This window comes from Planococcus sp. 107-1, assembly GCF_021513255.1.
In the GTDB taxonomy this organism is placed as follows: domain Bacteria; phylum Bacillota; class Bacilli; order Bacillales_A; family Planococcaceae; genus Planococcus.
In genome coordinates this window covers 2,357,978-2,381,628 of sequence record NZ_CP090977.1, presented here as the reverse complement: position 1 = coordinate 2,381,628, position 23,651 = coordinate 2,357,978, and the positions used below count along the sequence as shown (strand labels likewise).

General features: G+C 42.8%; 19 protein-coding genes and 2 pseudogenes. 16 read left to right on the top strand and 5 right to left on the bottom strand.

Features of this window, described 5'->3' with window-relative positions; genetic code table 11:
- Positions 1-22: 22 nt before the first annotated feature.
- Both L0M13_RS12470 and secA2 read right to left on the bottom strand, forming a co-directional pair.
- The gene (locus L0M13_RS12470) at positions 23-919 is read right to left on the bottom strand and encodes an accessory Sec system S-layer assembly protein (protein WP_235196805.1); all 897 of its coding nucleotides are present in this window, start codon (positions 917-919) and stop codon (positions 23-25) included.
- Positions 916-3,282, bottom strand: a complete 2,367-nt coding sequence (secA2, locus tag L0M13_RS12465) for an accessory Sec system translocase SecA2 (protein WP_235196803.1) — start codon at positions 3,280-3,282, stop codon at positions 916-918. The genes L0M13_RS12470 and secA2 overlap by 4 nt, the downstream gene beginning before the upstream one ends.
- 218 nt (positions 3,283-3,500) lie before the next feature.
- Between secA2 and L0M13_RS12460 the strand changes: the two genes are divergently transcribed.
- The gene (locus tag L0M13_RS12460; protein WP_235196802.1) at positions 3,501-4,577 is read left to right on the top strand and encodes a glycosyltransferase family 4 protein; all 1,077 of its coding nucleotides are present in this window, start codon (positions 3,501-3,503) and stop codon (positions 4,575-4,577) included.
- Between the two features lie 76 nt (positions 4,578-4,653).
- On the opposite strand, the gene L0M13_RS12455 is transcribed toward L0M13_RS12460, so the two are convergent.
- Positions 4,654-5,700 carry an LCP family protein gene (locus L0M13_RS12455; protein ID WP_235196801.1) on the bottom strand — a complete coding sequence of 349 codons (1,047 nt, stop codon included), beginning with the start codon at positions 5,698-5,700 and terminating at the stop codon, positions 4,654-4,656.
- A gap of 160 nt (positions 5,701-5,860) precedes the next feature.
- Positions 5,861-6,496 carry a YigZ family protein gene (locus L0M13_RS12450; protein ID WP_235196800.1) on the bottom strand — a complete coding sequence of 212 codons (636 nt, stop codon included), beginning with the start codon at positions 6,494-6,496 and terminating at the stop codon, positions 5,861-5,863.
- Between the two features lie 159 nt (positions 6,497-6,655).
- Here L0M13_RS12450 and L0M13_RS12445 point away from each other — a divergent pair, with 159 nt between their 5' ends.
- The 7 genes and pseudogenes from L0M13_RS12445 to L0M13_RS12415 all read left to right on the top strand — a co-directional run bounded on the left by L0M13_RS12445 (position 6,656) and on the right by L0M13_RS12415 (position 12,965).
- Positions 6,656-7,801: a sensor histidine kinase gene (locus tag L0M13_RS12445; RefSeq protein WP_235196799.1), complete on the top strand. Its 1,146-nt coding sequence runs from the start codon at positions 6,656-6,658 to the stop codon at positions 7,799-7,801.
- A 27-nt stretch (positions 7,802-7,828) separates the two neighbouring features.
- Positions 7,829-8,503, top strand: coding sequence for a response regulator (locus tag L0M13_RS12440; protein ID WP_052650931.1), 675 nt, complete (start codon positions 7,829-7,831; stop codon positions 8,501-8,503).
- Between the two features lie 506 nt (positions 8,504-9,009).
- Complete coding sequence (locus L0M13_RS12435; protein WP_235196798.1) at positions 9,010-9,588, top strand: nuclear transport factor 2 family protein; 579 nt, start codon at positions 9,010-9,012, stop codon at positions 9,586-9,588.
- 144 nt (positions 9,589-9,732) lie between these two features.
- Positions 9,733-10,568, top strand: a pseudogene (locus L0M13_RS12430) (DegV family protein).
- 39 nt (positions 10,569-10,607) lie between these two features.
- Entirely contained in the window at positions 10,608-11,906 is a 1,299-nt protein-coding gene (locus L0M13_RS12425) for an ATP-dependent helicase ComFA (RefSeq protein ID WP_311195567.1), read from the top strand.
- A gap of 85 nt (positions 11,907-11,991) precedes the next feature.
- A complete protein-coding gene (locus L0M13_RS12420; RefSeq protein WP_235196797.1) occupies positions 11,992-12,591 on the top strand; it encodes a ComF family protein in 600 nt (199 codons plus the stop codon).
- Positions 12,592-12,623: 32 nt separating this feature from the next.
- Positions 12,624-12,965 carry a PilZ domain-containing protein gene (locus tag L0M13_RS12415; RefSeq protein WP_235196796.1) on the top strand — a complete coding sequence of 114 codons (342 nt, stop codon included), beginning with the start codon at positions 12,624-12,626 and terminating at the stop codon, positions 12,963-12,965.
- Positions 12,966-13,001: 36 nt separating this feature from the next.
- On the opposite strand, the gene L0M13_RS12410 is transcribed toward L0M13_RS12415, so the two are convergent.
- Positions 13,002-13,706, bottom strand: a complete 705-nt coding sequence (locus tag L0M13_RS12410; protein ID WP_235196795.1) for an SDR family NAD(P)-dependent oxidoreductase — start codon at positions 13,704-13,706, stop codon at positions 13,002-13,004.
- Between the two features lie 126 nt (positions 13,707-13,832).
- On the opposite strand from L0M13_RS12410, the gene hpf reads away from it, so the two are divergent.
- From hpf to L0M13_RS12370, 8 genes and pseudogenes are all read left to right on the top strand, one after another.
- Entirely contained in the window at positions 13,833-14,414 is a 582-nt protein-coding gene (gene hpf, locus L0M13_RS12405) for a ribosome hibernation-promoting factor, HPF/YfiA family (protein WP_235196794.1), read from the top strand.
- Between the two features lie 276 nt (positions 14,415-14,690).
- Positions 14,691-17,207: a preprotein translocase subunit SecA gene (gene secA, locus L0M13_RS12400; RefSeq protein WP_235196793.1), complete on the top strand. Its 2,517-nt coding sequence runs from the start codon at positions 14,691-14,693 to the stop codon at positions 17,205-17,207.
- A gap of 111 nt (positions 17,208-17,318) precedes the next feature.
- Positions 17,319-18,419: pseudogene (prfB, locus tag L0M13_RS12395) on the top strand (peptide chain release factor 2).
- Positions 18,420-19,101: 682 nt separating this feature from the next.
- Positions 19,102-19,974: a YitT family protein gene (locus L0M13_RS12390; RefSeq protein ID WP_235196791.1), complete on the top strand. Its 873-nt coding sequence runs from the start codon at positions 19,102-19,104 to the stop codon at positions 19,972-19,974.
- 48 nt (positions 19,975-20,022) lie between these two features.
- Positions 20,023-20,364 carry a cytochrome c551 gene (gene cccB, locus L0M13_RS12385; protein ID WP_235196790.1) on the top strand — a complete coding sequence of 114 codons (342 nt, stop codon included), beginning with the start codon at positions 20,023-20,025 and terminating at the stop codon, positions 20,362-20,364.
- Between the two features lie 274 nt (positions 20,365-20,638).
- On the top strand, positions 20,639-21,325 hold the full coding sequence (gene ftsE, locus L0M13_RS12380; RefSeq protein ID WP_235196789.1) for a cell division ATP-binding protein FtsE: 687 nt from the start codon (positions 20,639-20,641) through the stop codon (positions 21,323-21,325).
- Positions 21,315-22,199: a permease-like cell division protein FtsX gene (gene ftsX, locus L0M13_RS12375; protein WP_235196787.1), complete on the top strand. Its 885-nt coding sequence runs from the start codon at positions 21,315-21,317 to the stop codon at positions 22,197-22,199. The genes ftsE and ftsX overlap by 11 nt, the downstream gene beginning before the upstream one ends.
- A 42-nt stretch (positions 22,200-22,241) precedes the next feature.
- Complete coding sequence (locus tag L0M13_RS12370; protein WP_235196786.1) at positions 22,242-23,621, top strand: murein hydrolase activator EnvC family protein; 1,380 nt, start codon at positions 22,242-22,244, stop codon at positions 23,619-23,621.
- Positions 23,622-23,651: the final 30 nt, after the last annotated feature.

Sequence of the window (23,651 nt, the reverse complement as noted above, 5' to 3'; positions counted from 1 at the left end):
GCGCTGAGCTTTTTCTTATGTTCTATTTTGGGACCCGAGCAGTCCATCTGGACAAGTCAGGCTCTTGGATTTGAAGCATGTCTTTCGGGAAAATGAACGTCCATGGTTTTGAGGTATTAGCTTTCACTTCAAGTTTATCAAGCTCGAATGATCCGGACACAATCTGCTGTCCATTTGCGTCCAATACTTCCAGCGGCAATTTTTCTAGTTGGATATGTTGGGTATGCCCATTCCGTATAAATACAGAAGCGGCTAAATTGCCTTCGGGAGTCAATTTTGACTGGAATCCGGTAATATTGACTTCTCTCGGATTTAAGGCAGGTAAGTCTTTCACAATGGCGCTAAGCGTATTTTTTTGTTCTTCAGGCAATGCCTCTTCCCAAGCAGGATCGAGATCCAATGAGTGGGGAACTAGTGACTGGACATTAAAAGCTAAAGTCCAGTTCTCAGCCGGCACTTCAAGGGTTTTGATGTTCTCTTTATCGAAGTGGAATACCCACGGGCGATTTGATAATGCCGGAATGGCACCAAGTGTCGATAAATCGAATTCCTGTGCTGCAAGTACTTGGCTGTCTCCATCTAATAGAAGAAGTTCAGCTTTTCCTAAAGTCATCGGACGGTCTAAAGAAGAACGAAGGAATGCTTGGACATTCCAGTTTCCAGTTCTTTTATCCAGTTCAATATCGATGCCAGACAGCGACAATTGATCCTTTTTAAGCGGCTGTAAATCATTCGACAAGAATTTCAATACATATTCCTGTTCTTTGCTGATCTTCCAGTCAGGAGAAATGGAAAGCGAGGTATGAACATCGCCTTCGTTGTCTGTCTGAGAAGTACTGCCTTCTACGACCTCAGTTGAAGAAATCGTAGAATCAAGTCCAGTTTTTGTCGTCTTATTAAAAAATGAAAAAATACTCATTCTGCTGCCTCCTTATCTTCGTTTTCAAGCATATGCAAAAAGCCCAGTAATTCTGATGCGATTGAATAACGGAGATTTTGGAAATTTCCTGCAAAGAGTTCTAATCCTTCACGCTGATAAATCCGCATCGGGTCTTCTTGTTGGTAAGAACGCAAACCAATGCCTTCTTTTAAATGAGACATGCTTTCTAAGTGTTTAACCCACATTTGGTCAATATAAGATTTCATGACAAATGGGATGGTGGCCATTACACGTTCGTTGTCCGCATAAGCTTCGATCAATTCATTGACGGAATCTAAAGCCGGTTTCACAGCTGCATCCACTTTCTTGCGTTTATCCAATTTTTCTGAGAGGGATACTTCCGGACCGAGCAATTGCTGCAGCGAAAATTCCAAATCGTGCAAATGGGCAGCTGTATAATCTTGGTCTTCCGGCAGTGATTCTGAAATGATGAAGTCCGTAGCATCAGCAACCATATCTTTTAAAAGATGGGTATTTTCATTGCCATCTAAAACGCGGTTGCGCAAACCATATATAATTTTGCGCTGCTCATTGATTACGTCGTCCAATTTTAAATTGTATTCACGCATAGAGAAATGAGAGCCTTCTACAATGCGCTGGGTGCGATCTGTTAGTTCTTGTACATCTTTATTGGTAATTTCTCCAATTTTACTAGTTGTCATTTTCTTCGTGAATTTTTCTGTTTCTTCACTTGCAAAACGTTTGAACATATCGTCTTCCAGTGAAATGATAAATTCGGTGGAGCCTGGATCACCTTGGCGGCCAGAGCGCCCGCGCAATTGATTGTCGATTCGGCGGCTTTCGTGTTTTTCCGTACCGATGACATGAAGACCGCCAATTGAAGCTACGCCTTCACCAAGCACGATATCTGTTCCACGGCCAGCCATGTTCGTGGCAACGGTAATATGATTCAATTGTCCGGCTTGGGAAATCAAATGCACTTCTTGCTCTACGCTTTTAGCATTTAGCAACTGGAATTCAAGGTTTTCGGCTTTTAAATAGTCAGCGACCATTTCGGATTGCAAGATGGAAGTGGTCCCAACCAAAACAGGCTGACCTGTTTTATGGCGTTCGCTTACTTGGCGAGCGACTTCTTTGTATTTCTGATCCGCGGTCTGGAAAACGCGATCAGGCAAATCAACTCGCGCCCGTGGATTGTTCGTAGGCACTTGAATGACTTCCATGCCGTAAACTTCCATGAATTCTTTTTCCTGCGTTTTCGCAGTGCCCGTCATGCCGGAAAGAATCGGATACATACGGAAGTAGTTTTGAATGGTGATTTGCGCTTGTGCTTTGTTTTCATCTGTAATTTCGACTTTTTCTTTTGCTTCGATCGCTTGGTGAAGGCCATCTGATAAAGTGCGTCCTTCCATCGTCCGTCCGGTGAACATATCAACAAGCATAATTTTATCATCTTTGACGATGTAATCGACATCTCGTTGGAACATCACATGCGCACGGACCGCCATGATTACATAATGGTATAGGGTTTGGTGTTCCAACTCGTACAGGTTATCGACGCCAAATGCTTTTTCCACTTTTTCAATGCCTGTATCAGTCAACGAAGTTGCTTTCGTTTCAGCGTCGAAATCGTAATCAACGCCTTCTTTAAAGCGGGCAGCCAAGAGCGCGCTTATTTGATGGAGTTCAGCGCTCGCTTTTGCTTTTCCGGCTACAATCAACGGAGTTTTTGCCTCATCAATCAATACGCTGTCAACTTCATCGATGATTGCGTAATGGTAGGGGCGCTGTACTTTGTCTTCGTTTGTGCCGGCCATATTATCACGCAAATAGTCAAATCCGAATTCTGTGCCGACTCCATAAGTGATATCGGCTTTATAGGCAGTTTGCTTTTCGTCTGTATCCATTAACGGAAGGTTCAAGCCGACAGTCAATCCAAGAAAGCGGTGAATTTGGCCGATTTGATCAAAATCACGCTGCGCCAGGTAATCGTTGACGGTGATTACATGGACGCCTTTTCCTTCAAGCGCCCGTGTATAGGAGGGCAGGGAAGCGACTAAAGTTTTCCCTTCGCCAGTAGGCATCTCAGCGATATTTCCTTCAGCGAGTACGAGTCCGCCAAGCAATTGCACATCAAAATGGCGCATATTCAAAACACGCTTCGACGCTTCCCGGACTACAGCAAATGCTTCGGGGATGATCTTTTCAATTTTCTTTCCATCAGCTAATTGTTCGCGGAAGGAAATGGTCATATTTTTTAACTCTTCATCGCTCATAGCTTGATAGTTTTCTTCCAAGCGATTTATTTCTTCAACAATCTTTTTGTATTTTTTAAGTTGTCTTAAGTTCGGTTTATTAGAACGCTTGAATAACGTTGCCATGCATAATAGTCTCCTTTATGTACATCCATTGCTACTTGATTATTTTATCAAACTTTACCAACAAACTCCACTTAACAAAAGTGAAACCTTTTGTGTTTTCAGGCGTCTTATAAACCGAAGAAGCAATTGCACATACATAAATACTTTATTTCCTGTAGAGACATGCTATAATGAAATTGGATTTGTATGTTGAATTAGAAGTTTTAAGGAGGAAGGACATGCTATACCTTACTTTGGTTTTGGCATTTATCGCTTCAATCGTACTAACTCCTATTGTAAAGCGAATTGCCTTTCGCGTAGGAGCAGTCGATCGACCTAACTATAGAAAAGTTCATGCGAGAATTATGCCGCGACTCGGCGGATTAGCAATATTCGGTTCGTTTGTCATCGGTTACTTTATTTTGCGGCCGGAAGAAACGGTCTCAAATGCAGTAGATGCATCATTTATCTCGATTTCAACAGCCATTTTAATCGGTGCAGTTTTAATCACTGTTACTGGCGTATTGGATGACATGTTTGAAATCACTGCAAAAGCGAAGCTCTTGGGCCAATTGGCTGCAGCTGCCATCGTTGTAGTAGGTGGGGGACTTGAAATATCTTTCATCAACTTGCCATTCGGTGGAGAGTTGGATTTTGGTTATTTCAGTATTCCGTTGACGATTCTTTGGATCGTGGGTATAACAAATGCGATCAATTTGATTGATGGCCTTGATGGATTAGCAGCAGGGGTTTCAACCATTGCGTTGATCACGCTGGCAATTATGGCCTTCATCATGGGTGACCCATTTGTTATGTCTTTGGCTGCGATTTTAGCTGCCAGTTCAATCGGCTTCCTTTTCTATAACTTCCATCCTGCGAAGATATTCATGGGAGATACCGGAGCCTTATTCCTTGGTTTCATGATTTCCGTATTAGCATTAATGGGCTTCAAAAACGTAACAGTAGTCGCTTTGATCATCCCGATTATCATGCTTGGCGTGCCAATATCAGATACATTCTTTGCAATTGTGCGCCGTGTACGCGAGAAGCAATCGATTTCAGCAGCAGATAAATCACATTTGCATCATTGCTTACTGAATATCGGATTCTCGCACCGACAGACAGTATTGATTATCTACGGCATAGCAGCATTATTCGGTTTAGCAGCTTTATTGTTCTCTCAAGCTACATTATGGGGAGGCATTCTGCTGCTCAGCGTGATGTTGATTGCCATTGAATTGTTTGTCGAAGTAGTTGGATTAGCTGGGAAGAATTACCGCCCGCTGATCAATTTAGTGAAATTCATCGGAAAATAAATAGAGGCGCGATAGCAACTTGCTATCGCGCCTTTTTTTGTTTTCTTCCAAAAGAAAAACCGCAGCTCGGCTGCGGTTAATAACCTTCTTCAACATTTGTACGTTCAGCTAGATTGGTGTCACTGTTGTCGGATAAACTCGATGTATCAGGTTTTAATCCTAAATGGCTTTGTAGAATATCTTGGACTTCAAGAAGTGATTCGTCATCCAATTGCCAGTAATAGATACCGGTTGACATATCATCATATCCTTCTAAAGATAAAGTATCGATATCCGGCTTCCCATTTTTCGCGTATTCAAAGAATGACTGCATATCTCTGAAAGTTAAGTTCGTGCGCATATTATCACCAATTGCATCAATAACAGATCCGTATTTTGTAATGGAGGTTGCTGATAAAGCTTTGTCCATGATGCTTTCAATCAACATCTGCTGGCGTTTGCCGCGCTCGATGTCATTGTCGTAATGGCGGGTTCTCGCAAGAGCAAGAGCTTCGCTCCCGTTCAATTCTTGTAAACCTTCTTTAAGAACAATTGCACCGTGTATATCATTTTCATCTTTTTCTTCTAAATCATAAGGCACTTCTGCTTCGATTCCGCCTAATGAATCAACAACTTCGATAAATGCTTGGAAATCCATGCGAACGTAATAATCGACTGGAACTTCTAGTAATTCTTCTACACTCTCAATTGTAGAGCTAGGCCCTTCAAGTGCATAGGCATGGGTGATTTTGTCTTCATATCCAGCATCCGGAATATAAGTGTATGTGTCGCGCGGAATGCTGACGAGCTTAATCGATTTGTCTTCATTGTTTAAAGTAGCCAGAACTAAAGCATCCGAACGGATGTTGTGGTCGTCTTGATCTCGCGCTTCGCTGTCATCTACACCGATAAAAAGAATCGATATATTATCATGCAACGGTTCGACTTGTTCTTCCCTTAAATCAGACATTTCACGGTCTCCGGCGGTTTCAAAAGCTCTGTCCGCCGCATTTTCTGCTTTCTTGACGAGGTAAATACCGAATGCGGATCCACATATGAGCAAAGATAAGGCCAATGTCACGATTATTTTAATCGCTGTCCGTTTTTTGCTCGATTTCGACTTGCGATAACTTTTACGGTTCATGGTTATAACTCCTCTAATTAGGAATGGGCTAACCGAGTATTCAATTCGGGTCGATCCAATCTTACTATGATAGTAGACGCATGACAATAGTCTAAGTTGCATGCGTTCTCTGATTCAACCTATTATACAGCGAGTTGAAAGATACGTAAACGAAAAAAGATTAGGATATTTTGAATTCAAGAAATTCTTTTTTCACGCAGCTGATAATTGCCTGTCCATTCGTCATTTCGTTGACCCAATCGATAAATTTGCTTTCTTGTTCAACAGGTACGTAAACCAATAATTCGACTCCTTCAGTGTAGAGAATTTCCTTTAAAGGAAATTCGGATTGACGAATTTCATTTTCCATTTTCCCTAACCATGTATAGTCTACATGGACGTTCATTAAGCAATGCAGCCGGCGTTCAACGACTCCGGATGCAGCAATCGCTTTTGTTGTCGCTTTTCCATAAGCCCGGATCAATCCGCCTCCGCCAAGTTTTATGCCGCCAAAATAACGGGTGACAACAACAACCGTATCTTTCAACCCTTGCTTTTTTAAGACTTCAAGCATCGGAACGCCTGCAGTCCCGCTTGGTTCTCCGTCATCATTTGCCTTCTGGATTGAATCATGTTCACCGATCATGTATGCTGAACAATTATGATTGGCGCTTTTATGTTTTGCTTTGATAGAATCGATAAATTCCAAAGCTTCTTTTTCGGTTTCTGCTCTTTTTGCGTGAGCTATAAAACGTGACTTTTGTATGATAATTTCCGTTTCTTTTCCATTGCCGATAGTTTTGTAATTTTCTCGCATTTTAATGCCTCCTGGTGTAAAATGTAATCAGATAATTTGTAATGTGTTTTTAACATGGGCTTGCTTATAAAGTGATATACTTATTACAGCTGTGGCAGGCATAAAGGTGCAAGTATTTTTCTTCTATGTATAGTTTAGTATAGCTAAGGCGGTTTTAGAATGGCTAAAAAATTCGATGTGAAAGCATTAGACTCCATTTTTGACGAAGTCATGGAAAAAATGGAACGTTCCAAACAGGATATTTTCGTCATCAGTGAACAAAGTCGCCAAAGTTATGAAGATATGAAAAATGAACTTGAAGAAGTGCGAACGAATATTGCACGTGTGATAAAGACCGGAGACCTTTTGGAAGAAAAGACCCGAGCCGCACGCAGGAGGCTTGCCGAAGTTTCTCAATTCTTCAACTCATTCACAGAAAGCCAAGTCAGGCAAGCTTATGAACAGGCTAATGAACTTCAAGTCAAATTGTCAATCAATCGTTCTGAAGAAAAACAGTATCGCCAAAAACGCGATAGCTTGCAGCGGCGCCTGCAATCCCTGCTTCAGACAATTGAGCGAGCTGAATATCTGGTCAATCGTTTGAACGTTACGATGAATTATCTAACTTCAGATCATGAAAAAGTTGATGAAGCACAAGACAGTGTAAAGCTAAAGCAAGATTATAGTCTTCGGATCATTGAAGCGCAAGAAGAAGAACGAAAGCGCTTGTCACGGGAAATCCATGACGGACCAGCTCAGATGATGGCGAATGTGCTTTTGCGTTCAGATTTGATTGACAGGACGTTTCGTGAAAAAGGGCCGGAACTGGCATTCCAGGAAATTACCTCATTAAAAGAAATGGTAAGGGATGCCCTGACGGAGGTAAGGCGAATCATCTATGATCTTCGCCCGATGGCTTTAGATGATTTGGGATTAGTTCCTACATTGAAAAAGTATATTGACACTACTGAAGAGTATAACAAAGGAACACGTATGAATTTCCAGTCAACAGGAAAGGAAGTGCGGCTTCCAAGCAATTACGAAACGGCTATTTTCCGATTGGTTCAAGAAGCGATTACCAATGCAGTCCGTCACGGGAAAGCTTCAGAAATTGAAGTCAATGTAGAATGGCTGGAAAAGCAAGTGACCATCATCGTAAAAGATAATGGTTCCGGATTCGATAAAAGCATCGTGAAAAGCCAGTCATTTGGATTGATGGGCATGAAAGAGCGGATCGAATTGATAAATGGGGATTTTATCATCAATTCTTCACCAGGCAACGGTACAGTACTGATGTTTATTATTCCATTAACACTAGACAGTTAAGATACGGTATTCGAGGAGGACAACATAATGACAAAAATTATTATTATCGACGATCACCAACTCTTCCGTGAAGGCGTTAAGCGGATTCTTGATTTTGAAGATTCGTTTGAAGTGGTAGCAGAAGGTGGAGATGGAACAGAAGTCGTCAAATTGTATGAAGAATATAAACCCGATGTGGTCTTAATGGATATTAATATGCCACAAAAAAATGGGGTAGAGGCAACAGGCGAGTTGATCGAGAATTTCCCTGATGCAAAAGTCATTATGCTGTCAATTCACGATGATGAGTCTTACGTTACGCATGCATTAAAGACAGGTGCTCTTGGCTACATGCTGAAGGAAATGGATGCAGAGGCGATTATTCAAGCCATTAAAGTTGTGGCGAAAGGTGGATCTTATTTGCACCCGAAAGTAACGCGCAATTTAGTGATGGAATTCCGTCGCTTAAGCGAGCGTGAAAACAAAGGTTCGTTCCATCAAACAGAAATTCGCCGTCCGTATCATTTATTGACGAAGCGTGAAAGTGAAGTCCTGCAATTATTGACAGATGGACAAAGCAACCGTGTAATTGGCGAAACCCTATTTATTTCTGAGAAAACTGTGAAAAACCACGTTTCCAGCATTCTTCAGAAAATGCAAGTAAATGACCGTACTCAAGCCGTCGTTACAGCCATTAAAAATGGTTGGGTAGAAGTGCGCTAATTGAAAATGTGATAAACCCGCAGCATTGATGCGGGGTTTTTCTTTTGATTTTTAGTCTTACATGGCCGTTTCCGCTTTTCAAAGTCCAGCTCTGCCGCCTAGCCGCTCAAGGTCGCTTCAGCCTTATCTGCAATGGCAAAGACCGCCATTTCCGAAAAGGCTTCCAGCGCTTGTCGCGGCTGACAAGGCGGCTCCGCTTTTCTATGTCTAGACTCCAACAGCCAAGTTCTCAGGTCATAAGCCGCATCGCCTGTGCGGCAAAGACCGCCGCTTCGGCAATGCGTCTTATGTCCGTCGAACTTTTCCGCTTTTCTATGTCTAGCTCCGCCGCCTAGCCGCTCGAGGTCGCTTCAGCCTTATCTCCAATGGCAAAGACCGCCATTTCCGAAAAGGCTTCCAGCGCTTGTCGCGGCTGACAAGGCGGCTTCGCTTTTCTAATTCGACACAGTTTCTTCATTGTATTCTATTCGTGCGTATGGCAAAATGAAGCGCAGGAGGAATGTATGATGAAAAAGATGATTTTGGCCGCAAGTGTGGCTTTATTGCTTGCTGCTTGTTCCGATTCTGATGAGCCTTCGGTAAACAGCAATACAGCAGATGATGGAAATGTATCGAACGAAAACAATGCTGTGGACCATGGCGTTGAAGATGTAGAAGGTAAAGAAAAGGAAGAAGTCGGATTTACCTTGAACGATAAAGGGGAAGCGGAAGCAGCCGAAGTTCCAGAAGCCGAAGCAGAAAAGATTTTAGCTGCTTATCAAGAATATATCGATGCTTTTAATGCGGAAGATGTTGAACGGTATATGGAAGTGATTGCCAAGGAACCGGATGGTTTTGATAGAGAAGAAGACCGCGCCGCGTTAACCGAAGCTTTTACGAATTTCGATACAACTTATAAGCCAAGCAATGAAACCATTGTGGAATATGAAGAGAACCGGGCAGAAGTTTATGCTCAAATCGACGTGACGATGGCGGAACCGGATTCGGATAAATCTGCAAAGCAATCAGGACGGCAAGTGGTAGTCTTTAAAAATGAAGATGGCGCTTGGAAAGTGACTAGCCTGCATTTTATCGGAAACCAATAATTAGCTTCCCGGAAATTTCGGGAAGTTTTTATTTTTTTGGCCGAATTTTTCTGAACTTAACGTTAATCGCAAAAAATATTTAGTTTAACTTAATGGTTATTTTTAATGCATTATTTGGTAAACTGGCAATGGAGGCTGATTAGTATGAGAACAGCGATAGTAACAGACAGTACGGCATACATACCTGAAGAAATCCGTAGAGCTGAAAATATTCATATGGTCCCCTTCAAGTGACTTTTGGAAACGAATCGTTGGCTGAAGAGGAAGAACTGCATGTGGACGAATTTTATAAAAAAGCGGTTGAAGAATTACCTAAAACTTCACAGCCGCCGCTTGGTGAATTTGTCACGAAGTATCAAGAACTCGCAAAAGAATACGATGAAATTGTTTCTATTCATTTATCGAGTGGGATCAGCGGAACTTTCCATGGAGCTCAACAGGCCAATGAACTGGTCAAAGATGTGGAAGTTTTTGCTTTTGATACAGAAATCTCCTGTGCGATGCAAGGCTTTTATGCATTAAAAGCGGCTGAGTTGTCTCGAGCAGGCGCGGACGGAGCAACGATCATTCGGGCATTGGAAGAAATGAAAAAGACGATGCGTGCTTATTTCATGGTAGAAGACCTTAATCATTTGCGAAGAGGCGGAAGGCTATCAAATGCGCAAGCCATTGTTGGCGGCCTGCTGCAAATTAAACCGTTACTGCATTTTCAGGACAAATTGATCGTGCCGTTTGAAAAAATCCGAACGCGGAAAAAAGCGATGAAGCGAATCGAAGATATGCTCGGTGAAGACGTGAAAGCGGGAGTCCCACTTAAAGCGGCTATTATCCATGCCAACCGTCCGGAAGATGCGCAGAAATGGTACGAAGAATTGCACGAGAAGTATCCAGAAGTGGAATTCGTGATTTCTTATTTCGGTCCTGTTATTGGAACACATTTAGGAGAAGGCTCAATGGGGCTTGGCTGGGTAAAAAAATAACCGGCTAAGTTCCATTTTTTTAAAAAAGGGAGGCAATTTATGAAAGAATTAGAAGACTTTTTAACCGGCAGAGTTTGGTTAAAAGAATTCACCCCATTTCCGCAAAGTGAAATCGATCAAGCTATTTTACAAGGTTTTGTAACACGTATTCCAGGCATCACCGATAAACAAGAATGCAGCAGATGCTTAGAAAAATCGGTGAATCTGACTTCTTTTTATTGTGAAAAATGCGAAGGCGACTGTTTATATTGCCGCCATTGCCTTAAAATGGGCCGCATCAGTTCTTGTACGGAGCTGATTACTTGGACGGCCCCATCTCCTAGACCCCTGAAAACCCACTCATTTCAATGGAGTGGACATCTAACTCCTTCACAAAATTTAGCTTCCCAGCAAGTGATTGAAAGTCTTCAAATTAATCGATCTCACCTTATCTATGCAGTATGCGGCGCTGGAAAAACAGAGGTGCTTTTTGCTCCTTTGTATGAAGCATTAAAGACAGGCAAACGGATTTGTATTGCAGCTCCAAGGACTGATGTCGTCTTGGAACTGTCTCCGCGTATTCGCGCAATCTTTACGGATACCGTCATCCATACACTTTACGGCGGTTCGCCGGCTGAAGCAGGATTTGCTGAAATTGTCATTGCCACTACCCATCAACTTTACCGTTTTCAAAATGCATTTGATCTGATGATCGTGGATGAAGCTGACGCCTTTCCCTATTCGATGGATCCGGCTTTAAAAAGAGCGGTTATGAAAGCGAAAAAACACGATGCGCCGGTGATCTACGTTTCTGCCACACCGTCTGTCCAGTTAATCAAAGGGACACCGGGCCGTTCAGAAATCTTTAGGCGGTATCATGGACAGCCTTTGCCGGTGCCCAGGTTCGATTCCCTTTGGAACTATAAAAAGCGGTTGAGAAAGAACAGCATTCCTAAAAAGCTGGAAACATGGATTCGTTTAAGGCTTTCCCGGCGAGAACCATTTCTGTTATTTCTTCCAACGATTGAATTGATTGAAGAAAGCATCCCTTTATTTAAACAGTTAGACGCTGCTATTGAAGCGGTACATTCCAAAGATCCCAATCGAAAAGAGAAGGTGATGGGCTTGCGGCAAGGAATCGTTCCTGGACTGGTAACATCTACGATATTGGAACGGGGCATTACGGTGCCGAATGTTCAAGTGGCAGTTATCGGAGCAGATGAGGAGATTTTCGATGCAGCGGCTTTGATCCAAATTTCAGGAAGAAGCGGGGAAGGGCATCGGACTTTCCAAATGGGGATGTTGTCTTTTTCCATAATGGAATTACTAGGCAAATGGATAGAGCCAAAAATACGATAATCGCTTATAATAGAAAGACCATTTCATGAATTGCCTCTTATGCAGCAGGAAGCTGCCCATGCAGGCATCCTGGAGAAGTTTGTTTATGAATGATTTGGACGAAGCAGTTTGCGCGAAATGCAAAGCAGAATTTGAAAGCATCACGGGTAACACTTGTTTGTACTGCGATGCCTCTGGGGAAGGGGTTTGTGCAGATTGTATGTATTGGGAACAGACTGAATATGCAGGACTAATAGCAAAAGGGCGATGTTTATATCGATACAATGAAGGGATGCAATCTTATTTCCATCAATATAAATTTTTGCAAGATGTTATTCTATCCGAAGTTTTTGCAAAGGAAATGAATCATGCTTTAGCCAAAGTGGACGCGGTGATTGTACCGATTCCGATGAATCCGAAAAAATTGAAAGAACGGACCTTTGCCCAAGTTGATTCGCTGCTGGAGTCAGCGAGGCTCCCGTTCCATCATTTTTTAATAAAGAACGAAGATGTCCAAGGCACAAAGTCGAAAATGGAAAGAATGGCTTCGTCTCCGTTATTTCATTGGAATGGAGAAACGGTGCCGAAAAAGATTATTTTAGTCGATGATCTTTATACGACAGGGACGACGATGCGCCATGCGGCAAAAGTGTTAAAAGATGCAGGTGCGGATGAAATCGAATTGTTTTGCTTGATTCGCGGGTAATGGGGATTCAAAAACATTTTGGAGGGATGCAAATGTTTTATAACAGGCAGGAACATTATCGGTATGCGTTTGGCCATCCGCAAGAATTGATCATCCATTTAAATGAACCGGGGGAAAGGCCTGAGCATTATGGACTTTTGCTTGATGTCTCTCCGCGAGGCGGAAAATTCTTTTTGGAGAAGGAATTAGAAAAAATAAAAGAAGAAATCGATGTCGAGTTCACTTTAAACCACGAAAAAATTCATTTAAAAGCCCTTCTGTTATGGAAAGAAAGCACGACAGAAGGCTGGATGTATGGCATGGAATTCCACAAAGATCCGATTAAAGAAATGCTGATCAATAGCGAATTAAAAGCCTATTTGGAACTGGAATAGAAACTGCCGGGCGTTTAAACGAGCCCGGCAGTTTTTTTAATGTTCATAAATCATTTTTCTGGTCATCCCGCCGTCGATATTGAGGCATTCGCCGGTGATAAAAGAGTTTTCAGGATTTGATAGGAAAAGGCAGGCACGGGCAATATCATCAGGTTTGCCGACGCGGCCGCTCCAATGCTGCTCATGGTCAACTTTCCGGAGTTCTTCTTCCCCAGTGTGAATCCATCCGGGGGCAATTGAGTTTACGCGAATCCCTTTTTCGCTTAAAGTAGCTGCCAACGAATGGGTCAGTGCAAAAATCCCTCCTTTTGAAGCAGAGTAAAGCTCGGTATTCGGTTCTGACATAAATGCGCGTGTTGAGGCCATATTGACAATTGATCGGATATCATCCGTCATATAGCGCGCAGCTTCGCGGCTGCAAATGAATACACTTTTTAAATTCGTGTTGAGGAGCTCATCCCAATCTTGTTCTTCAATCTCCCAAATCGAAGTGAATTTTGAAACGCCTGCATTATTGATCAGGATATGAATAGCTCCGTAATCTTTATGGATATCTGAAAATACTCGGATTACTTCTTTGAAATTCCCGACATCGCATTTGCGGAAATCCATTCCCGGCAGCTCACTTTCTTGGATATCCAGTCCGATGACGCGAGCCTCTTTCGCTAGAAAATGTTCTGCAATACTCCGACCGATGCCTTGGGAAGCGCCGGTCACTATTACTGTTTTATTTGTAAACATTGCCTTCATCTCCTTGTGATTTACTTTACCTGAATTTAACTTCCTTAAAACTTTTTAGTTTTAAGCAGGAAACTTAAGGGGATATATAGAAATGTAAAGGTAAGCACAAAAGAAGGAGGAGTTCATATGCTTCAATACAATATCAAGGGCGACAATGTCGAAGTAACTCCGGCAGTCCGCGAGTACATCGAAAAGAAAGTGGATAAAATCGAAAGATACTTTCCGGAAGGTACAAACGCGACAGCGATGATTAATTTAAAAGCGCTTAACCACAGCCAAACTAAAGTGGAAATTACAATCCCTATGAAAAATCTCGTATTGCGTGCAGAAGAACGGCACGATGAATTATATGCGGCAGTAGATTTAATCATTGGAAAGCTTGAACGTCAAATCCGAAAATACAAAACAAAAATCAATCGTAAATTCCGCGATCGTGAAGGAATGGGCATGGCATTCGCTTCAGCTGAACAAGTGACTCAAACTTCAAATGGCGCGGAAAATTCTTATACAGACGAAGACGATGAAGATTTGACAATCGTTCGTACAAAGCAATTTGAACTAAAACCGATGGATGAAGAGGAAGCTGTATTGCAGATGAATATGCTTGGGCATACTTTCTTCGTCTTTACAGATGCTGAATCCAATGAAACCAATATCGTTTACAAACGGAAAGACGGCACATATGGTTTGATCGAAACAAGTTCATAATAATAGTTAAAAAGCCTCTCGTTATGAGAGGCTTTTCTTTTGTATTGGAGAAAAAAACTAATTTTCTGCTGTTTCTAGCAGTTTAACAAGCCATACAGGAAGTTTGCACGCGATTGCCTGCAGTGTTAAAATAAGTAGTGAGAATTTTTGCCAAGGACTAAGAGCTATTGAATATTTTAGTTATTAAGGACTAATTCAATTTGCAATGAGAATATTAAGCAAAGGCGATCTGGCTGGACTTGTCAAAGCCGGACACTACGCAGGGAGCGGTTATAGATGCTTGGAGTATTAAATAAAGTATTTGACCCGAACAAACGGGACCTAAAAAGATTAGAAAAAACTGCTGATCAGGTCGAAGCGCTGGCTTCGGAATATGCAGCTTTATCAGATGAAGCTTTAAAAGCAAGAACGGAATTATTTATTGAACGTTCTGCTAAAGGTGAATCATTGGACGATTTATTGCCGGAAGCATTTGCGACAATTCGGGAAGCTTCTAAACGAGTGTTGGGCATGTACCCATTCCGCGTTCAGATTATGGGGGCGGCAGCACTTCACGAAGGCAATATCTCCGAGATGAAAACAGGTGAAGGTAAAACTTTGACTTCAACCATGGCGGTTTACTTGAATGCCATTTCAAAAAAAGGCGTTCATGTAGTAACTGTCAATGAATATTTGGCGAGCCGCGATGCAGGTGAAATGGGTCAATTATTCGAGTGGTTGGGACTGACTGTCGGATTAAACTTAAACAGCTTGACGAAAGATGAAAAACGCCAAGCTTATCAAGCGGATATTACGTATAGCACCAACAATGAACTTGGTTTTGACTATCTGCGGGATAATATGGTGCTTTACAAAGAAGACATGGTTCAGCGCCCATTAAACTTTGCGGTTATCGATGAAGTTGACTCCATTTTAATCGATGAAGCGCGTACACCGTTGATTATTTCAGGACAGGCGGCAAAAGCGGCGCAATTGTATATGCAAGCAAATGCTTTCTCCCGGATACTGGTGAAAGATACCGATTATACGTATGATGAAACAACAAAAGGCGTCGTGTTGACTGAAGACGGCATTGAAAAAGTGGAAAAAGCTTTCAATGTCGATAACTTATTCGATATTCGCCATGTGCGCTTGAACCATGCGATCAACCAATCGTTGAAAGCGCAAGTGACGATGCATAAAGACGTAGATTATGTCGTTCAAGACGGTGAAGTTGTAATCGTCGATCAGTTTACAGGCCGTTTAATGAAAGGACGCCGCTATTCAGATGGACTGCACCAGGCAATCGAAGCCAAAGAAGGTTTGGAAGTTCAAAATGAATCTATGACCATGGCGACCATTACGTTCCAGAACTTTTTCCGTATGTACGATAAACTTTCCGGTATGACCGGTACGGCTAAAACGGAAGAAGAGGAATTCCGCAATATTTATAATATGAACGTTATTGCGATTCCAACAAATAAACCGATCATCCGTGATGATAGAGTCGATTTGATTTATGCAACGATTGCCGGTAAGTATAAGGCAGTAGCAGATGATATTGCAGAGCGCCATAAAAAGGGCCAACCGGTACTAGTCGGTACGGTTGCAATTGAGACTTCCGAAATCATTTCTGATTACCTCTCGAAAAAAGGCATCAAGCATTCCGTGTTGAATGCGAAAAACCATGCGCACGAAGCGGAAATCATTTTAAATGCCGGACAAAAAGGCGCCGTTACAATTGCGACGAACATGGCCGGACGCGGAACCGATATTAAACTGGGTGAAGGGGTAATCGAAGCGGGCGGATTGGCAGTTCTCGGTACGGAACGACATGAATCCCGACGCATCGATAACCAGCTCCGAGGCCGTTCAGGCCGACAAGGAGATCCAGGTGTGACGCAATTCTATCTTTCATTAGAAGATGATTTGATGCGCCGTTTCGGTTCGGATGCAATGCGCAATATGATGGGCAAACTGGGAATGGACGATTCGCAGCCGCTGCAGTCTAAGATGGTCAACCGCTCAGTCGAATCTGCTCAAAAACGCGTGGAAGGGAATAACTTCGATGCGCGGAAACGCTTGCTTCAATATGATGACGTTTTGCGCCAACAACGTGAGATTATCTACAAGGAACGTATGGAAGTCCTTGAGACCGAGAACATGCGTGCATTAGTAGAGCGTATGCTTGATGGCTCTATCGAACGTATGGTCCATGCGCATACCTCCGAAGAGAACCCTGAGAATTGGAACTACAAATCGCTAGTGGATGTGGCTTCAGCGAATTTATTGCCGGAAAACACCATTACTGTTGATGATTTAAAAGGGAAGACTCAAGAACAATTGATCGATTTTATCAAAGCGGAAGTTGCAAAACGCTATGATGAAAAAGAGGAAGAAATGACTTCTGAACGCATGCGTGAATTTGAGAAAGTTGTTTTGCTTCGTTCAATTGATACGAAATGGATTGATCATATCGATGCAATGGACCAATTGCGCCAAGGAATTCACTTGCGTGCTTATGGCCAAAATGATCCACTTCGTGAATACCAAAATGAAGGATTTGCGATGTTCGAGGAAATGGTCTTATCGATTGAAGAAGATGTTGCAAAATATGCAATGAAAGCGGAAATCCGCAATAACCTTGAGCGCGAAGAAGTAGCGAAAGGCCAAGCGGTCAACCCGAAAGAAGACGGACCGGCACCGAAAAAGAAAAAAGCGCCAGTACGCAATGACATGGCTGTAGGGCGCAACGAACCTTGCCCATGCGGCAGCGGCAAAAAGTTTAAAAACTGCCATGGCGCAACAGCTTAAAAAAGACGCCGCTCTTTCAACAGAGCGCAGTTGAAATGATTAAACATAAGCAAGCCACAGGACCGAAGAGCATCTGCTCTTCGGTGTTATTTTGAGGAGGAACATATAATGATGGAATTAGCAGACATCCGCAACGAACTTGATAAATCAGCCAGTAAATTGGCGGACTTTAGGGGGTCTCTTTGACTTAGAAAACAAAGAAGCCAGAATCCAGGAATTGGATGAAATGATGTTGGATCCGAATTTTTGGAATAACCAAGATTCGGCCCAAACGGTCATTTCGGAATTAAATGGATTAAAAGAAATCGTCAATACGTACCACCGTTTCATGGAAACCCAGGAAAACTTAGAAATGACGCTGGAACTGCTTCGTGAAGAAAATGACGAAGAATTGCATGAAGAAATCAGCGGTGAAATGCAGACCTTTAGGAAAGAATTAAGCGATTACGAATTAACGATGCTATTAAGCGAACCGTACGATAAGAATAACGCCATTTTAGAATTGCATCCAGGAGCAGGCGGACTGAGTCGCAAGATTGGTGTTCGATGCTTTTGCGCATGTATACGCGCTGGGCTGAAAAACGTGGATTTAAAGTAGAAACTCTTGATTACCTTGCCGGAGATGAAGCTGGAGTGAAATCGGTGACTTTGGGCATCAAAGGGCATAATGCGTATGGCTATTTGAAAGCGGAAAAAGGCGTTCATCGTTTAGTCCGCATTTCCCCATTTGACTCTTCTGGCCGCCGCCATACTTCGTTTGTTTCATGTGAAGTCATGCCGGAATTTACAGGGGAAATCGAAATCGATATCCGTACAGAAGATTTGAAAATTGATACGTACCGGGCAAGCGGTGCAGGCGGGCAGCACATCAACACGACAGATTCTGCTGTCCGAATCACGCACTTGCCGACAGGGGCAGTGGTTACTTGCCAACAAGAACGGTCTCAAATCAAAAACCGTGAAAAAGCGATGCAGATGTTGAAAGCGAAACTCTACGCATTAAAAATCCAGGAGCAGGAAGCACAACTTCTTGAAATACGCGGAGAACAAAAAGAAATCGGCTGGGGCAGCCAGATTCGCTCATACGTTTTCCATCCTTATTCGATGGTCAAAGACCACCGAACAAATTACGAAACCGGGAACCTGCAAGCTGTGATGGATGGAGATATCGACGGCTTCATCAACTCACTGCTGCGTTCTAAAATGCAATAACGAAAAGCGCAGGCAGCCGTGTAGATTTGCCGGGCATAAGACGAGCTGGCGAAGCAGCGTGTTTTCAGCAGCACAGCCAGATTGGCTTATGACCCAAGAATCTGGCTGCCGGAGACTGGACAAAGAAAAGCGGAGCCGCCTTGACAGCCGCGACAAGCGCTGGAAGTCTTAGCGGAAATGGCGGATTTTAGCCGTTTTCGAGAAGACTGAAGCGACCTCGAGCGGCTTGGCGGCAAAGCTGGACAATAGAAAAGCGGAACCGGCCGTCTAGCCCCGACAGGTATAAGAGACTTCACGCAGGAAATCCTGATTTCCGTAGTGAAGGGTTTTATGACCTTGAGGGGCTGGCCGTTGGAGTCTAGCCAGTAAGAAAAGCGCAGGCAGCCATGTAGATTTGCCGGGCATAAGACGGGCTGGCGAAGCGGCGTGTTTTCAGCAACACAGCCAGATTGGCTTATGACCCAAGAATCTGGCTGCCGGAGACTGGACAAAGAAAAGCGGAGCCGCCTTTTATCATTGCCACTTAAAGAAAATCCAGCATAATTATAACGAAGCCTCCACCACGCAACATATGCGTAGTGGAGGTTTTTCTCTTTACCTTGATGAAGTTCACAATTTGCTGGAGCTTTGTTATACTCTGACAGGGTTGAACTCGAGATTAGGTAGGAATGAGGAAAGTTTAATGGGGAAAAAAAATCAACGAAATAGAAAAGAGCCGCATCCAATTCTTAGTGTAATTTTAGAATATGCCAGTGTCATTTTGGGATCTGCCATTGTAGCAATTTCTTTTAATGTATTCTTGCTGCCGAATGAAGTGGCATCAGGAGGAGTCAGTGGGATCAGTACCATTTTAAAAGGTGTTTTCGATTGGAAGCCGGCCTTTGTGCAATGGGCATTTAATATTCCACTTTTTATCGCCGGAGTCATTTTGCTCGGCAAGAATTTTGGTTTGAAAACAGCAGTGGGAACCATCTTCCTTCCATTCGTTGTCTTCATGACGGAATCATGGGAGCCTTGGACAATGAATCCGTTGCTCGGGTCTCTGTTTGGCGGAATCATGGTAGGGCTAGGACTGGGGATTGTCTTTCGCGGACAAGCCTCTACAGGCGGAACTGATTTAGCCGCTCAAATTATTACAAAGTATACAGGTTTGACGCTCGGGACGAGCGTTGCGTTAATTGATGGACTGATCGTGCTTGCGGCTGCTTTGGTCTTCGATATTGAAAAAGGATTATATGCATTGATCGGCTTATACGTAACAACCAAGACAATCGATTTAGTCCAAGTCGGATTTGGCAGATCGAAATTAGTTTATATCATTACGAATAAGCAGGCAGAAATCCGAGACGCTATTTATGAAGAAATCGATCGCGGCGTTACAAAGTTATCGGCTACTGGAGGATATACGGAAGCAGAAAAGCCGATGATCATGGTCGTTGTCCATCAGACGGAGTTCACGCGCCTAAAGAACTTGGTGAAAATTATTGATCCGACAGCTTTTGTTATCGTGTCAGATGCTGCAGAGGTTCTTGGAGAAGGTTTCAAACGGGCATAACTTTGGTATACTCTAGTAGGTAGGTAAAATAGCGAGGAGGGACCCGGTATGAAAAAGCAATTAATGGCTTTATTATTTGGTTCAGCACTGGTTCTTGGTGCTTGCGGCGGAGGAGAAGAATCAAGTGAGCCAGCAGAAACGCCAGATAGCGGCAGCTCAGAAGAATCTTCAGTGGATCCCGAGCAAGTTGTACAACAAAATTGCATCTCTTGCCATGGTGAAAACTTGGAAGGCGCAGGCAATTTCCCAGCTTTGAATGACGTCGGTGCACGGTTATCAGAAGAAGAAATTCGTGGAGTTATCGATAACGGTCAAGGTGCTATGCCACCGGATATCATTGAAGGCGAAGAAGCAGATGCAGTTGCAAAATGGTTATCAGAGAAGAAATGAACCGGCTGAAAAGCCGGTTTTTTCTATTTCACAAAAATGTCACAACTATCTCTCAATGCAAAAATGCAATAAAATTAAGTAAAATGATACTATTTTGATGTGTAATTCTAGAAAAAGGCATTACTATTAAACCATAAAATATTTCATATTGAATTTTAATTGATACATAAATGTAATAAAAAAAGAGGTTTAAGGTGTTATAATGAGTCTGCTAGAAATTTTCAGGGAAACTTAAGGTTTAGGGAAACTCTTAATATATATAGGTGGTTAGTAAATGATTCAAATGAGAAATGTCTACAAAAAGTATCCGAACGGCATTGTGGCACTTAACGGAATGAACGTTGAGATCGACCAAGGTGAATTCGTATATGTAGTAGGTCCGAGTGGAGCGGGGAAATCGACATTTATCAAGATGATGTATCGGGAAGAACGTCCAACCTCTGGCCAAATGTTCGTAGACGGCATTGATATTGCTACATTAAAGAACTCGAAAGTACCGTTGCTTCGCCGCCAGATCGGCGTCGTCTTCCAGGATTTTAAATTGCTTCCTAAATTGAACGTATACGAAAACGTCGCGTTTGCGCTAGAAGTAATAGAAGAAAAACCGGAAGAAATTCGCAAGCGTGTATTAAAGGTCTTGGATTTAGTAGGTTTAAAACATAAAGCACGAATGTTTCCTACAGAACTATCGGGTGGGGAGCAGCAGCGGGTTTCAATCGCGCGTTCAATCGTCAATAAACCGAAAGTGGTTATTGCAGATGAGCCTACTGGGAATTTAGATCCTGAAACTTCTTGGGACATCATGAGATTATTTGAACAGATCAATAAAAGCGGTACAACAATCCTGATGGCGACCCATAACCGGGAGATTGTAAACTCAATGAGACACCGCGTAATCGCCGTTGAAGGCGGATTGATCGTCAGAGACGTAGCCGGAGGTGATTACGGCTATGAAGGCTAGAACATTAGCACGCCATTTCCGAGAAAGCTTAAAAAGCCTTGGCCGTAATGGCTGGATGACCTTTGCATCAGTAAGTGCTGTAACAGTAACGTTACTGCTTGTCGGTGTTTTTGTTTTAATCATGATGAACTTGAACAAAGTAGCGGATGATGTTGAGAACGACGTGGAAATGAAAGTATTTATCGCATTAGAGACAGGCCAGGAAGATATTGATCGGCTGGAAAACGAAATCAGCGTTTTGCCAGGGGTTGAATCGGTGGAATTCTCTACTAAAGAAGAGGAATTGACAGATCTAATCCTGAACTTTGGAGATGATTTCAGCCTTTACGAACAAAACAATCCGCTGTTCGATGTTTTTTATGTGAAGTCAACAGATCCACAGCAGACTGAAAAAGTCGCAGGTGAAATTTCTAAGATTGAATTAATCGAAAAAGTGGAGTTTGGAGCAGGAAAGATTGAGAAATTATTCAATGTTTTGAATACCGGCCGCAATGTGGGTCTTGTATTAATTCTTGCATTGTTGTTCACAGCGATGTTCTTGATCTCCAATACAATCCGAATCACCATCGTCGCAAGACGCCATGAAATCGAAATTATGAAATTAGTGGGTGCGACCAACTGGTTTGTACGGATTCCATTCATTTTAGAAGGCATGTGGCTAGGGTTATTAGGATCTATTATTCCGATTGGCCTGGTAGCTGCGTTGTACTATAACGTTACTGTTTATGCAGAACCAAGATTGAAAAATGAAATATTCCAGCTATTGGAATTCTCTCCATTCATCTATCAAGTGAGCGCATTAATCTTATTGATGGGCATATTTATAGGAATCTGGGGAAGCTTTATGTCAATACGTAAATTCTTGCGTGTTTAAGACAGAGAGAAGAGAACGTAAATCCGAAAGGGGAACACGAACTTGAAGTCGAAGTCGAAATGGATGTTGACTGGGTTATCTTCTATACTTGCTGTATCGCTAATCATGCCTACAGCCAGTGCAGATAAACTAAGTGAATTAGAACAAAAACAGCAAGAAGCCCAACAAAAACAAAGTGAATTGAATTCAGGGATCAACAAAAAGTCTGAAGCAATCTCTGTAAATCAATCCGAATTAGAAAAAATCATGGCGCAGATTCAAGAATTGAATGGCAAAATACAAGAAACTGAAGCGAAAATCGCAAGTGTCGAAGGCGAAATCAGTGTTACTAAAGATGAAATCGAAGAATTAAAAGCTTCTATTGAAGAACTTGAGCGCAAAATTGCAGAAAGAACCGAGTTGTTGCAAGAACGTGCACGTGCGATTCAATTAAGCGGAGGATCAGTAGATTACATAGATGTACTGCTAGGTGCTAACAGCTTTATCGATTTCATTGACCGTTTTTCTGCCGTGAATACATTGATCGACGCTGACCGTAAAATCATGCGTGAACAAGCGGAAGACAAACAGCTTCTAGCTGAACAGAAAGCGGAAGTCGAAACAAAACTTGCTCAACAAGAAGAGCGCCGAGCTGAACTGGTTTCTTTGAAATCATCTTTGGATGAACAAAAAGCGAAGCAAAAAGGTTTAGTTAAAAAGCTTGAAGCTGAACAAAAACGTTTAGCTGACGAGAAAGCAAAATTAGAAAAGCAACGTGAAGAAACCATTGATGTCAGTGCAGATCTGGAAAAGCAAATCGCGGCTGAACAGGCAAGACTTGCTGAATTAGCGCGTAAAGCTGAAGAAGAACGCCAACGCAAATTAGCTGCTGAACGAGCAGCACAAGAAAAAGCGGCGGCTGAAGCTAGAGCAGCGGCGGCACGCAAAGTGGCTGCGAGTGCGAAGTCGGCTAATGCTGCGGCTGCACCAGCAGCGCCGGCATATACACCACCGGCAGCACAGCCAGCAAAAAGTTCAGGGTTCATCAATCCAACTTCGGGCCGTTATACCTCTAAGTTTGGCTGGAGAGATATCGGTTCAGGCCCTGAGTTCCACCAAGGCGTAGACATTGCAAATAGTGTCGGAACGAATATTATGGCTTCTGCTAATGGATTTGTTTCATATGCCGGTTCAATGGGCGGCTACGGGAATGTAATTATCATTACCCATTCTCTCAATGGACAAACTCATGCTACAGTTTATGCTCACTTGAGTTCAATTGGCGTATCAGTCGGACAATCTGTTTCCCAAGGGCAGAGCATCGGCGCAATGGGTAACACAGGCCGTTCATTTGGTTCGCATTTGCATTTCGAAATCCATGTAGGTCCATGGAATGGTGGACGCACGAATGCAGTCAACCCTGCAAATTACATCTCACTTTAATACCAAAGCCGGCATCGTCAAGTGATGCCG

What these genes read in the sequence shown, in the direction of transcription:
- L0M13_RS12470 (WP_235196805.1), bottom strand. Translation starts at nt 919, where the DNA reads ATGAGTATTTTTTCATTTTTTAATAAGACGACAAAAACTGGACTTGAT.
- secA2 (WP_235196803.1), bottom strand. Translation starts at nt 3,282, where the DNA reads ATGGCAACGTTATTCAAGCGTTCTAATAAACCGAACTTAAGACAACTT.
- L0M13_RS12460 (WP_235196802.1), top strand. Translation starts at nt 3,501, where the DNA reads ATGCTATACCTTACTTTGGTTTTGGCATTTATCGCTTCAATCGTACTA.
- L0M13_RS12455 (WP_235196801.1), bottom strand. Translation starts at nt 5,700, where the DNA reads ATGAACCGTAAAAGTTATCGCAAGTCGAAATCGAGCAAAAAACGGACA.
- L0M13_RS12450 (WP_235196800.1), bottom strand. Translation starts at nt 6,496, where the DNA reads ATGCGAGAAAATTACAAAACTATCGGCAATGGAAAAGAAACGGAAATT.
- L0M13_RS12445 (WP_235196799.1), top strand. Translation starts at nt 6,656, where the DNA reads ATGGCTAAAAAATTCGATGTGAAAGCATTAGACTCCATTTTTGACGAA.
- L0M13_RS12440 (WP_052650931.1), top strand. Translation starts at nt 7,829, where the DNA reads ATGACAAAAATTATTATTATCGACGATCACCAACTCTTCCGTGAAGGC.
- L0M13_RS12435 (WP_235196798.1), top strand. Translation starts at nt 9,010, where the DNA reads ATGAAAAAGATGATTTTGGCCGCAAGTGTGGCTTTATTGCTTGCTGCT.
- L0M13_RS12425 (WP_311195567.1), top strand. Translation starts at nt 10,608, where the DNA reads ATGAAAGAATTAGAAGACTTTTTAACCGGCAGAGTTTGGTTAAAAGAA.
- L0M13_RS12420 (WP_235196797.1), top strand. Translation starts at nt 11,992, where the DNA reads ATGAATGATTTGGACGAAGCAGTTTGCGCGAAATGCAAAGCAGAATTT.
- L0M13_RS12415 (WP_235196796.1), top strand. Translation starts at nt 12,624, where the DNA reads ATGTTTTATAACAGGCAGGAACATTATCGGTATGCGTTTGGCCATCCG.
- L0M13_RS12410 (WP_235196795.1), bottom strand. Translation starts at nt 13,706, where the DNA reads ATGTTTACAAATAAAACAGTAATAGTGACCGGCGCTTCCCAAGGCATC.
- hpf (WP_235196794.1), top strand. Translation starts at nt 13,833, where the DNA reads ATGCTTCAATACAATATCAAGGGCGACAATGTCGAAGTAACTCCGGCA.
- secA (WP_235196793.1), top strand. Translation starts at nt 14,691, where the DNA reads ATGCTTGGAGTATTAAATAAAGTATTTGACCCGAACAAACGGGACCTA.
- L0M13_RS12390 (WP_235196791.1), top strand. Translation starts at nt 19,102, where the DNA reads ATGGGGAAAAAAAATCAACGAAATAGAAAAGAGCCGCATCCAATTCTT.
- cccB (WP_235196790.1), top strand. Translation starts at nt 20,023, where the DNA reads ATGAAAAAGCAATTAATGGCTTTATTATTTGGTTCAGCACTGGTTCTT.
- ftsE (WP_235196789.1), top strand. Translation starts at nt 20,639, where the DNA reads ATGATTCAAATGAGAAATGTCTACAAAAAGTATCCGAACGGCATTGTG.
- ftsX (WP_235196787.1), top strand. Translation starts at nt 21,315, where the DNA reads ATGAAGGCTAGAACATTAGCACGCCATTTCCGAGAAAGCTTAAAAAGC.